General features: G+C 36.5%; 10 protein-coding genes and 2 other annotated features. Of the genes, 1 reads left to right on the forward strand and 9 read right to left on the reverse strand.

Annotation, left to right across the window (positions count from 1 at the left end; translation table 11 throughout):
• Positions 1-27: 27 nt before the first annotated feature.
• Positions 28-1,344, reverse strand: coding sequence for an IS1380 family transposase (locus NKG37_RS20870; RefSeq protein ID WP_254416399.1), 1,317 nt, complete (start codon positions 1,342-1,344; stop codon positions 28-30).
• A 232-nt stretch (positions 1,345-1,576) separates the two neighbouring features.
• Positions 1,577-3,289, reverse strand: a complete 1,713-nt coding sequence (locus tag NKG37_RS20875) for an ABC transporter ATP-binding protein (protein WP_254415282.1) — start codon at positions 3,287-3,289, stop codon at positions 1,577-1,579.
• Positions 3,290-3,937: 648 nt separating this feature from the next.
• Here NKG37_RS20875 and NKG37_RS20880 point away from each other — a divergent pair.
• Positions 3,938-4,855 (forward strand): LysR family transcriptional regulator, encoded by a 918-nt coding sequence (locus NKG37_RS20880; protein WP_254415283.1) that lies wholly within the window; start codon positions 3,938-3,940, stop codon positions 4,853-4,855.
• Between the two features lie 210 nt (positions 4,856-5,065).
• Here the strand turns inward: NKG37_RS20880 and trpA are convergent, their stop codons facing one another.
• From trpA to trpE, 7 genes are read right to left on the reverse strand one after another with little or no spacing between them, the layout of a single operon-like run.
• Positions 5,066-5,857 (reverse strand): tryptophan synthase subunit alpha, encoded by a 792-nt coding sequence (gene trpA, locus NKG37_RS20885; protein WP_169188663.1) that lies wholly within the window; start codon positions 5,855-5,857, stop codon positions 5,066-5,068.
• Between the two features lie 4 nt (positions 5,858-5,861).
• A complete protein-coding gene (trpB, locus tag NKG37_RS20890) occupies positions 5,862-7,058 on the reverse strand; it encodes a tryptophan synthase subunit beta (RefSeq protein ID WP_212118990.1) in 1,197 nt (398 codons plus the stop codon).
• Positions 7,059-7,076: 18 nt separating this feature from the next.
• On the reverse strand, positions 7,077-7,688 hold the full coding sequence (locus NKG37_RS20895) for a phosphoribosylanthranilate isomerase (RefSeq protein WP_254415284.1): 612 nt from the start codon (positions 7,686-7,688) through the stop codon (positions 7,077-7,079).
• Positions 7,685-8,479: an indole-3-glycerol phosphate synthase TrpC gene (gene trpC / locus NKG37_RS20900; protein ID WP_254415285.1), complete on the reverse strand. Its 795-nt coding sequence runs from the start codon at positions 8,477-8,479 to the stop codon at positions 7,685-7,687. Before trpC ends, NKG37_RS20895 begins: the two co-directional genes overlap by 4 nt.
• Positions 8,480-9,505: an anthranilate phosphoribosyltransferase gene (gene trpD, locus NKG37_RS20905; RefSeq protein ID WP_169188665.1), complete on the reverse strand. Its 1,026-nt coding sequence runs from the start codon at positions 9,503-9,505 to the stop codon at positions 8,480-8,482.
• Complete coding sequence (locus NKG37_RS20910) at positions 9,502-10,089, reverse strand: anthranilate synthase component II (RefSeq protein ID WP_016203613.1); 588 nt, start codon at positions 10,087-10,089, stop codon at positions 9,502-9,504. The genes trpD and NKG37_RS20910 overlap by 4 nt, the downstream gene beginning before the upstream one ends.
• Positions 10,070-11,467 carry an anthranilate synthase component I gene (trpE, locus tag NKG37_RS20915; protein WP_016203612.1) on the reverse strand — a complete coding sequence of 466 codons (1,398 nt, stop codon included), beginning with the start codon at positions 11,465-11,467 and terminating at the stop codon, positions 10,070-10,072. Before trpE ends, NKG37_RS20910 begins: the two co-directional genes overlap by 20 nt.
• A gap of 91 nt (positions 11,468-11,558) precedes the next feature.
• Positions 11,559-11,794, reverse strand: a binding site (T-box leader).
• A 43-nt stretch (positions 11,795-11,837) separates the two neighbouring features.
• Positions 11,838-12,084 (reverse strand) — a binding site (T-box leader).
• Positions 12,085-12,122 lie beyond the last annotated feature (38 nt).

Here is a 12,122-nt window from a genome sequence, read left to right on the forward strand (position 1 = left end):
ACGGGTTCGATTTTTTAAAAAGGCTATTTAGTTGAATTTTAGCTGCTGCACCCGAGTCAGTACGTCCCAAAAGAAGCGTTCATAAACAAAGCTCGAGGACATTTTGAAATACAGTGAGCGTCCGGATCTCACCAATTTACTCGCTACTTTAATCAAACGTGTGCGAATCGTCTGAATTTGAATGCTTTTATAGGCAGCTGGAAAACTTAGTGTACGTAGCCAGTTTGTGAAGTTATAGGCAAGCAGACTTAACATCATCCGAGCTTCATTGACGAGGAAATGATGGCTTTTCATCTGATCCAAGCCAAAGCCATCTTTTGCTTCTTTGATGAAATTTTCCATTGTGCCTCGCTGTTGATAGGACGTGACAATCGCTTGAGGCGAAAAGCTTTCACCGAGACTCGTCACAAAAAAAGCATGTAAAAAGAATAGTTCACCTGCTGGGCGGGTCGATTGAATAACAATACGACGAGGCTTTGACCAAGACGATGCTTGATAAATAGATTCTTCCACATAGCTTTCTGTCACGGACACATCACGAATTTCATGTATTGGATGCAGTTCTTCCGCAAGTGCTTTTAACTTGGCGTTCGCTTTTAAACGAATGATATAGTATACCGATTCCTTTTCGCACAATTCATATAGCTCAGGCACCGCAAAGCCACTGTCCCCACGGACAAGATAAGACTTTTCAGGAAAAACTTCGTTATAGTGTTCGATGAGTGGGCGCATAAAATCCACTACACCATTGGAAGTATAAACGCTCCCCGGGCGCAATTGAGCTTTCAAGAAATCGCCGGTTAGCCCATCAAATGCGACAAGTGGATGGAAGCCCATTGTGCGATAATGCGCGTTGTAGGACGAATTTTCTTGATTTCCGTATGTATCGGCATGTGTTGAATCTAAATCAAAAATCAGTGTCTTGGATTGTCGGGCATGATGAACCCGATCAAGTAACTTCTGATTTGCCTCTTGAAGTTGGTCCAGTGCTTGCGTGTCAAAGCGCTTAAAAAATCGAGATAACGACGGTTGAGAAGCGAGTGCAGGGGTACCAAGAATTTGTGTAAAAACCGGATCATGTGTCAAACGGTCCGCTGCATCGTCCTCGTGATAGCCGGCGATGAGCTGATAGATTTTTTGACGAAGAAGTTGTTCGTTTTCATGAATACAATACGTGCGTGTATCCTTCAAACAAAGATGCTTGGCAATAGTTTGAGAAAAGCCGATTTTTTCATCAAACTCACGGAAGATCAATTCACCTGTGTCAGAAGAAAGTGCACCTCCATCATTGGATAATTTAATAGAACGATTGAAATGTAAAGGTTTTTGCGTTAAAGTTGTCATCATAAGAATCCTTTCTTTGGTATTTGTAAGTCGCAATAACCTTAACAGAAAAGGATTCTTTTTTCATCTTTTAAGTGAAAAAGAGAATCCCATTGAAAAGCCGATAAGTCAGCTTTTCAGTGGGATTTCGTGTTGGTTGGTGAATAATCTAGGTATAGACAAACTTTTACTTCTAAATCAGGGTTTGTCGACAGTCTGAGGGTCTGTACTATTATAAGTACAGACCCGAAAATTAGCGTTGATATTGAACGCGATGAAGATTAGCAAAAATACCATTACGTTCTAATAATTCATCATGTTTCCCTTCTTCTTCTATCCCATTTTCCGTTACTACAACAATACGATCCGCATTACGGATAGTCGCAAGACGATGAGCTATAATTAGTGTAGTTCGATTTTTAGCTAGCTCATTTAAAGAGTTTTGAATAATTAATTCTGTTTCTGTGTCAAGTGCAGAAGTCGCTTCATCTAATATGAGAATTGGTGGGTTTTTCAAGAACATCCGTGCAATCGCAATTCTTTGTTTTTGTCCACCTGATAATTTCAATCCTCTTTCACCAATTTGCGTTTCATAGCCATCTGGCAATTTAAGCACTAAATCTTCGAGATGCGCTCTTCTAACCGCCTCATAGATTTCTTCATCTGTTGCATTTAAATTTCCATAGGCGATGTTTTCCTTTAACGTGCCTGTAAATAAAAAGACGTCTTGTTGAACAATTCCAATTTGTGACCTTAATGATTTCATCGTCATATCTCTAATATCGATACCATCAATTTTGATACTTCCACTATTTACGTCATAAAAGCGTGGGATTAAAGAACAAATAGTTGTCTTTCCAGCCCCAGAAGGACCGACAAATGCAATTGTTTCTCCGGCATTTATGGACAAATTAATGTTTGTTAAAACAGGATTACTGTCATAGCTAAAGGTTACATCCGCTAATGCAATATCACCATTTAAGGAATTTATCTCTATTGCATCTTTACGATCTAGAATCTTGGGCTCTGAATCTAACAAGTCTAAGAAGCGCTTGAAGCCAGCCATCCCTTTAGGATATAGTTCTAATATTGCACTAATTTTATCAATTGGTTTTTGTAATATATTCACAAAAAGGATAAAGGATACTAATTCCCCAATTTTCATTTGTTCATTAAAAGTTAACCAGGCACCAAATACTAAAACGACTAATGTAAAGAATCTCATTAACATATACACAGAGGATGAGGTAATGGACATTACTTTATATGCGCCAATTTTAGCTTTACGGAATCTTCTATTGTTAACTGTAAATCTAGAAATCTCATACTCTTCATTTGTAAAAGATTGTACAACACGCACACCAGATACACTATCTTCTACTCTAGCATTTACATCTGCAATATCTCCATACATTTGTGCCCATGCTTTATTCATGCTTCGATTACAGTATGTAATGAGCCAAACAAGGATCGGCACGATAAAGATAACGATTATTGCTAGTTTTACATTGATCGTCAACATAATCCAGAACGCGCCTACAAACGTCATAATAGCAATAAATAAATCCTCTGGTCCATGATGAGCAAGTTCTCCAATGTCAAATAAATCATTGGTAATCCGACTCATAATATGTCCTGTTTTCGTATTGTCAAAAAACGAAAACGACTGTCTTTGTACATGGGTAAATAATTGACATCTCATATCCGTTTCAATATTTATTCCTAACTTATGTCCCCAATAGTTAACAATGTATTGAAGAAAGGTACTTGTTACATATAATAGAAGCAGACCTACGCCTACAGATAAAATGGAACTCCAATTTCCTTCTGGTAGTAATTCATCAATATACCAAGATACCGCAAGTGGAAAAGCGAGCTCTAATAATGCAACGACTATCGCGCTGGAAAAGTCGAGCGTAAATAATTTCTTATGAGGTTTATAATATGAAAAAAAGCGTTTAATCATGATTGTTCTCCTTCACACCTATCCTTTTCTAGATTTTCGTATCATTCTAGTCAACTATTTTTTTGTTCCTATTGTTCCCTTTAAGCAGATATTTTTAACTCCCCTTATTCTTATACAGAAAACTTCCATCAATGGGGTTTTTTCCTCACGCCAAACTGATAATTAGTTGCACTTATCGGACCTTTATAGGCAGTTACAGTTATCCCCCACTAGCTTCTTTGATTTTACCCAGCATGAGGTAGGAGTCTTACTGCCCGTTAAGAGTGGGATAAATGTTCAAATCAAATAATTTTGTTTCCATTTTCTGCTACAACTCATATTGAGAATCATTATTGATTATAGAGGTTATTTGCTTTTTCCACAAGAAAAATATTTAAAATTCCGAAATAAATACCGAACTATGCTTCTTAAACTAGGAGATATGGATGATTAATAAAAACAGACAAAAATCAATTTAGTAAATATTCATTATTTTTCAATAATTCTATCAACTTATATATTTATCCTTGCTAGTTTTTAGTATAATAATAGATAGAATCAGTTTCCTATTCCTTTTTTTTGGAACACTCTTAATATTCTCTCCATCTAATTTTTAAAAGTTTACTTTCGCATCAGCTATTCTATTGTTTTATAAAGGAGCGTGTTTTTTTGGATTATCATTTATTGACCTTCGTAACAGTTGCTGAAAAACTAAATTTTACTAGGGCAGCCGAAAGCTTACATATTACTCAATCTGCAGTAACGCTTTCCATAAAAGCACTTGAAAAAAAGTATAATGTTACCTTTTTAGACAGAACGAATAAATATGTAAAACTTACTAAAGCAGGAGAGCTATTCTATTTTCATGCAAAGAAGATTTTATCTGAGTACAAGGAAGTGAATGATTTAATTGAACATCTTTCAGAAAAGAAAAGTCGTCCTCTCGCCATTGGTTCTAGCTTTACATTCGGGGAGTATTTACTTCCAAAAGTGATTGCTGAATATTTAAAATTGGACGAAAAACGCGATGATCCCATGATAAGTATAAGAAATTCCAATCGTGTTATTGCCCAATTACTTCGGGGAGAGATTGATTTAGGAATCATTGATAGTAATTTAAAAAGCCATCCCCATTTAACGATAACTCCATTTAAAGAAGATGAACTTGTCGTCATTGTCAGCAAGAATCATCGGTTCGCCCATCTTTCATCTGTAGATTTAGAGAAATTATATGATGAAACTTGGATACTTAGAGAAGAAGGGTCAGGAACAAGAGAAATCGTTAATCATTTTTTTCAAAACCATGCCTTTCATCCTCCAATAATCCGCTCATTTGGCAGTACACAGATTATTAAAGAATCGGTAGAAGCTGATTTAGGAATTTCCATCGTTTCTAAATACGCCATCCAGAAAGAAGTTTTTATGAGAAGCCTTAGGATGCTCCGGATAAAAAACGAGTCAATTCTAAGATACTTTTCCTACATTGTTCCTGAATTTACTTTTAAACAGTATGCTGTGTCACCTCTTATTAACGAGCTGACTAAGGAAAACAGACAATTATATAAAAATCTTAATTTTGGAGAGTAATTTACTGATAGGCCAACCATTTATCCCACTCTTAACGGACAGTAAGACTCCCCCTCAAGCTTATGAGAATACGAGGAAGCTAGGTGGGGGATCAAGGAAAACCCCCACTGATGGAAGTTTCACTTTATGGAACAGTCCTTTTTATTGAGGAATGGTTTAAACACAAATTCTCCTTCATTCAAGTATTAGAATGAAGGAGAATTTGTTATTTTAAATAGCAGATAATGTATTTCCTTTTTTGCTTGCAGCAATTAGCGCTTTTATTTCATCTAAATTATTCTGTGAAAATAGTTCAACGATTCTACTCCCTACAATAACACCATCACAATATTCTGCCATGCTCGCAACGTGTTCTGGCGAAGAAATTCCGAATCCAGCAAGGACGGGAATTGGGCTAACTTCCTTCACCTTTAATAAATGAGCACCTAAATGAGCTTGGAAGTTTGTTCTAGATCCCGTGATACCCGTAACTGTAACTGCGTATAAAAATCCCTTTCCTTTTTTTGAAATATTTTCAATCCGATCGATAGGACTTGTTAGGGTTACTAATCGGATAATTTCTACATTGTGCTTTGCTGCTAGTTCTTCTAGTAGCACTTCTTCTTCAACTGGTAAGTCAGGTACTATCAATCCATTAATTGCTGCTTTTTCACAGTCTTGGAAAAATGACTCTGGTCCATAGGCTAAAACTGGGTTTAAATAGGTCATTATGACAAGGGGTATGCTAGTTAATGATCTAAAGGATTGAATTGTTTCGAAAACACCTCTCAAAGTCGTTCCAGCTTCAAGCGAACGGATACCTGCCGCTTGAATAATAGGGCCATCCGCTACTGGGTCAGAAAATGGAATACCGAGCTCAATGGCAGTTGCACCTGCTTCTTCAAGGAAGAGAACTTTATCTTTTAAAGTCTCCAGCCCTCCATCTCCAGCCATAATATATGGAACAAATGCTTTATCTCCTTTTTCGAGTGTCTTTTTAAAGGCAGCTTCGATTGTTATCATATTGTTACTCCTCCATTCTTTCCATAACTGTATTTACGTCTTTATCTCCTCTTCCAGATAAACAAACAATTATTCCTTCTTCTTTATTCATTTTAGCTGCCAGTTTCACCGCATAGCTAATTGCATGAGCACTTTCTAAGGCTGGAATGATCCCTTCCACTTTACAAAGCAGCTGAAGTGCTTCAAAGGCTTCGTCATCTGTAACAGACTCATAGGTTGCCCGTCCAATATCATGTAAAAAACTATGTTCTGGACCAATTCCAGGATAATCTAAACCTGCTGAAATAGAGTGTGCTTCTTGAATTTGCCCATCTTCATTTTGCAGTAAATACATATAAGATCCGTGTAACACACCTGGTTTGCCTTTTGATAAAGAAGCAGCATGCTTATCTGTATGAAGACCATGTCCTGAAGCCTCTACCCCATATAAAGCGACACTTTCATCTTCAATGAAAGGATAAAAAATCCCCATCGCATTACTTCCTCCACCAATACAAGCAACAATTGCTTCAGGTAGGTTGCCAACTTTTTCAATATATTGCTTTTTAGCTTCTATCCCAATGACACTTTGAAAATCACGCACCATCATTGGAAATGGATGTGGTCCCATTACAGAGCCTAATATATAATGGGTATCTACTACATTTGTTACCCAGTAGCGTAATGCTTCATTACAAGCATCCTTAAGTGTGGCACTCCCTGAAGTAACCCCTATTACTTTTGCACCTAATAATTCCATTCGAAATACATTTAATTTCTGTCTTCTAATATCCTCTTCCCCCATAAAAATCGTACATTCTAAGTTTAATAGTGCACATGCTGTAGCAGTTGCTACGCCATGCTGTCCAGCTCCTGTTTCCGCAACCACTTTCTTTTTTCCCATTCTTTTCGCAAGAAGAGCTTGCCCTAGAGAATTATTAATTTTATGGGCACCTGTATGATTCAAATCTTCTCTTTTTAAATAAATTTTTGCCCCGCCCGCATATTTTGTTAGATTCTCTGCAAAATAGAGCGGTGTTTCTCTACCCACATAGTCCTTTAAAAGTTTATTTAATTCTTCATGAAAGGCAGCATCTTTTTGTGCCTTCTTATATGCTGCTTCCAGCTCTGTTACTGCCTGCATCAATGTCTCTGGAACATATCTTCCTCCATACATTCCAAAATGTCCTTTATTATCTGGATATGCATATGTTTCTGTCATGTTAAGCTCCCTCTTTTCTTAAATATGAACTGTATTTGCGATTTGTAAGAAATTTTTTATTTTTACTAGATCTTTCTTTCCATCGGTCTCTACTCCACTACTAACATCGACCATATAAGGCTTTGCTGTATTTACTGCTTCAATGAGATTATCTTCATTTAACCCACCTGCAAGAATAATTTTCTTATTACCAAAGTCATAATCTTTGAGAATACTCCAGTCGAAAGCTATTCCATTTCCGCCATGATACTTCCCCTTTGGACTATCTAGTAAAGCATAATCACATGGGTAGGAGACTACTTGTTGTAAATCAGCCTGTGATGAAATACTAAATGCTTTAATAATTGGCAAAGAAAAATCAGTAGCAAAGTCTGCTGTTTCATCGCCATGAAGCTGAATCGCATTAATCCCTGAAATATTCACAATTTTCTCTATATTTTTTTTAGATTCATTGACAAAAACGCCGACCTTTAATATGTTTGTTGGAAGTATTTTGATAATTTCTTTCGCCTGTTCCGCGTTGATTTTTCTTTTGCTAGCAGCAAACACAAAGCCGAGTGCATTTACTCCATTTTCTACCGCACATGCAGCTGCTTCCTTCGTAGTAATTCCACAAATTTTCACTTTCATTTTATCTCCGCCTTTACAGCGACTTTCATTTCTTTCATTTTGCTTTCAAGATCCGAAGCTTTCATAAAAGTTTCACCAACTAAAATGGCATTAGCTCCACAAGAAGTAACCTTTACTATATCCTCAAATGTAGATATACCACTTTCACTAACCATATATCTGCCACTTTCTTTTATTTTTCTTGCCAGCTTTTCAGTCGTTTCAAGGGTTACTTCAAAGGTTTTTAAATTCCGATTATTGACCCCAATTAATTGTGCGTCTGTTTTTAAAGCTCTATCCAATTCTTCTTCATTATGAACCTCCAACAATACTTCAAGCCCTAATTTCGTTGCGTACGCATATAGTTCATCGAGTGTTTCATCATCTAATGCTGCGGCAATTAATAACACAAGATCAGCACCAAAATGTTTGGCAAAGTCGATTTGAATTTTATCGATAATAAAATCTTTACACAATATCGGCAAATTTACCGTTTCTCTAACCTTAGCTAAATCTTCATATGTCCCTTTAAAAAAAGGTGTATCTGTTAAAACTGAAATGGCATCAGCACCATATAATTCATACATTTTTGCTTGTTCCGTTGGATCTTTATCGATATTAATGTCACCTTTTGAAGGTGATGCCCGCTTAAATTCAGCAATGATGGCTAAGGTGTCTGCTTGTTTAATTTTTTCTACAAAGGACTTCTTTTTTAAATGTTGATTTCTTGTTTTTAGCTCTTCTTTTCGTTTATATAAATTTTCAATCGTTTCCCTTTTTTTTGCAATGATTTTATCCAAAATGGTTGTCACTTAAATCCCAGCTCCTTCAAATTCTTTACTTGTTTCTACTAATTGGGATAACTTATGAAGCGCTGCTCCAGAGTCAATGCTTTCCTTTGCTAAATTGACTCCCTCAACAATACTTTCAGCTCTTCCTGCCGTATAGATGCCGATTCCTGCATTTAAAAGGATTGTATCTCGATATGCACCCTTCTTTCCTTTTAACACATTCAATAAAATAGCTGCATTTTCCTTTGCATCGCCCCCACGTATTTTTTCATTCGTATAATAGGGTAAATTTACATCGTCTGGTGTGAGAGAAGTTTCCTCAATCTTTCCGTTCTGTAGAATGACTAGTTGATTGTCACCTTGTAAGGAAGCTTCATCCATACCACCTGCTCCATTTAATACAACTGCTCGTTTTCTTCCTAACTTTCGTAAACTTTCTGCAAATGTAACCAATAAATCACTTCTGTATATCCCCAATACTTGCGTTTCAAGGGAAATTGGATTGGTTAGTGGACCAATTAAATTGAAAATAGTCGGTAGTTTTAATTCTCTGCGAACCTTCATAATTCTGCCCATTTTCGGTTGCACATGTTGGGCGAATAAGAATGTAATCCCTACTTCTTCTAATTGTTGCATATTTTGTTCTGGTGTCACATTTAATTTAATTCCAAGTTCCTCTAAAACATCTGCACTCCCTGTCTTACTGGAAATGCTACGATTTCCATGTTTAGCGACTGGAATTCCAGCTCCTGCTAAAACAAATGCCGAAGTACTACTTATATTAAAACTTTGAGACCTATCTCCACCTGTTCCACAATTATCCATACAACCGCTAATTGGTTCAGAAAAAGATAAGGTTTGCTTACGTACAGCATTTACGATACCAACGATTTCTTCTACTGTTTCGCCTTTCATCTTTAAACTTGTAATAAAGGCAGCAATCTCTGTATCAGTTATTTCATCTGAAAAAAGAAGGGCAGCAGCACTTTCCATTTCTAGTTCCGTTAATGATTCATTCGCCATTAATCTTTCCACATATTGTTTCATCTTTGAACTTCCTTTCTTGTTTCATTGATAAAATTTTGCAGTAATTGCTTTCCGCTAACTGTTCCAACTGACTCAGGATGAAATTGATAGCCATAAAGAGGATACTGCTTATGCTTAATCGCCATTATCTCGTTATCATCCGTTGAATAAGCTAATACTTCAAAGTCCTCATGCAATGTATCCTTTTTTATAACAAGAGAATGGTATCTCATCACTTCGATTGGTTGTTCGATCTGACGAAAAACAGAATTACCAGTCACCTTTAATATGGATGTTTTTCCATGCATTACATTTAACGCCTTTCCTACTTCTGATCCAAAAGCATATCCAATTCCCTGATGGCCTAAGCAAATTCCTAATATCGGATATTCCTGATAGAGGGATTGGATAAGCTCAATTAAAATGCCTGCATTTTCTGGCCTACCTGGTCCTGGTGACAAAACAATGCGCTCAGGATTTAAACTTCGAATAGCTTCTACAGTGATTTCATCATTTCGAACAACCTTTATTTCTTCTCCTAATTCCCCTAAATATTGAAATAAGTTATACGTAAAAGAATCATAATTATCGATTAATAAAATCATGTTGTCCCTCCAAAAATAATTTTAGCTTATGAATGGTTTCCTCATATTCCTTTTCTGGAACAGAGTCATGTACAATGCCTGCACCAGCTTGGATATATGCTTTTTTGTCTTTAATAACCATCGTACGAATCGCCAAGGCAAAGTCCATATTTCCATTTTTTGAAAAATAGCCAACTGCCCCTGAGTAAATCCCTCTTTTTGTTCCTTCTAATTCATTTATAATCTGCATTGCCCGTATTTTAGGTGCTCCAGATACAGTTCCAGCAGGCAAACAAGAAATCAGTGCATCAACACTTGTATAATTATTTCTTAAATTTCCACTTACTTCTGAAACTAGATGCATAACATGCTTATACTTTTCTACTTTTATATACTTATCAACGGAGATACTCCCAAAGGTACTTACCTTTCCAACATCGTTCCTTGCTAAGTCAACCAACATTTTATGCTCAGCTAATTCCTTTTCATCCTTTAATAAGTCATTTTCTAAATTGGTATCCTCTTCGTTTGTCGCACCTCTTGGCCTAGTACCTGCAATCGGATTCGTTATGACTTTTCCATTTATTGCTTTAATCAAACTTTCAGGTGAACTCCCAAGTACTGCGTAATCGTCAAAATCGATGAAATACATATAAGGTGACTGGTTCTTGATGCGCAGTTTTCGATAATAAGAAAACGGAGATCCCTCCATATCTGCTGTCATTCTTTGTGATGGAACTACTTGGAAAATATCTCCTTCTAAAATATATTGCTTCGCCTTATTAACTTTCTCTATAAACTGCTCTTTCGATATACATGTTTCAAAAGGGCTCAGTTTCACTTTAGGAGAATCCTCTTTAAATGGAGCAGTAATCTCTAGCTTTCTTATCTGTAGACGAAATTTTAGATCTTTTGCTGTTGTTGTTTCTTTTAATGGACTTGCCACTAAATAAACTTTTTGTTCTAAATGATCAAAAATTACTAAATCTTCAAAAAACATCAGATGTACATCTGGGATTCCAATATCATCCTTAACTTCTGGACCAATGTTTTCATAGTGCCTTATATTATCATAACCAACATAACCGAATGCTCCTGCGTTAACTGGTAGTTGAAAGGGAAGTGTTAGGTTATTTTTAGGTAATAATTCTTTGACTAAGTCAAGCGCTCTTTCTTGTCTTACTTCTCGTTTATCGCCTTCAAGTATGACTGTTTCCATGCCTTTACCAATAAGTTCAAAGGTTGGGTCACATCCGATAATGGAATATCTCCCTGAATCTTCGTGTTTTAAAGAGCTTTCCAGCAAGAATTTCTTTTTTCCGGACAACCTTTGATAAATACTTATCGGGGTAAGTGTATCTCCTTGAATTTCATCCATTAACAACATATTATTTTCCATCATAAATCCTCCTCGTTATAGCTATTAGAAAAGCTCTAATCCGTTTAAAACTCTATAAAAAAAGTCCTCTATCTGCATTGGTCTTTTGCAGATAGAGGACGATTCATGAACCGCGGTACCACCTCTGGTTAGAGTGAAGGATTCACTCTCGCTTTTCGAGTACATTTTATACTCTATCCTGGTAACGGGGGATACCGTTAGGCCCTACTTTTATTTCAAGCCTCCGCTCAGAAGTCCATTCAGCACAATTGATGTATCGGTTCACACCAGCCACCGACTCTCTTAAACATCCTTCTTATACTTACTACTCTTCTTCAACGCTTTATTGTTTCAAATATTTTTTACAAATAAAAAAGGGTCTCTCTCCTATAAAAAGGACGAGAAACCCGTGGTGCCACCTTCATTAGCTCAATAAAATTAAGCTCACTTTAAGAAATCAGTCGAATATCGACAAATTTCTGTCTCTTGTAACGATGAGACGTTCGCTAAAGCCTACTACAATAGGTTCGGTTTAGAAGCTCAGAAGTCCATTCTCTTTATCGTCCACACTGGTTTGCACCGACCACCAGCTCTCTGAGGTTTCTAATAAAGATACTACTCTTCTTCATTGCCGTTCAATATATTACTTACATGATAATGAACAATAAAATAAAAG

The sequence above is a fragment of the Niallia sp. RD1 genome (genome assembly GCF_024219955.1).
Lineage (GTDB): Bacteria > Bacillota > Bacilli > Bacillales > Cytobacillaceae > Niallia > Niallia alba.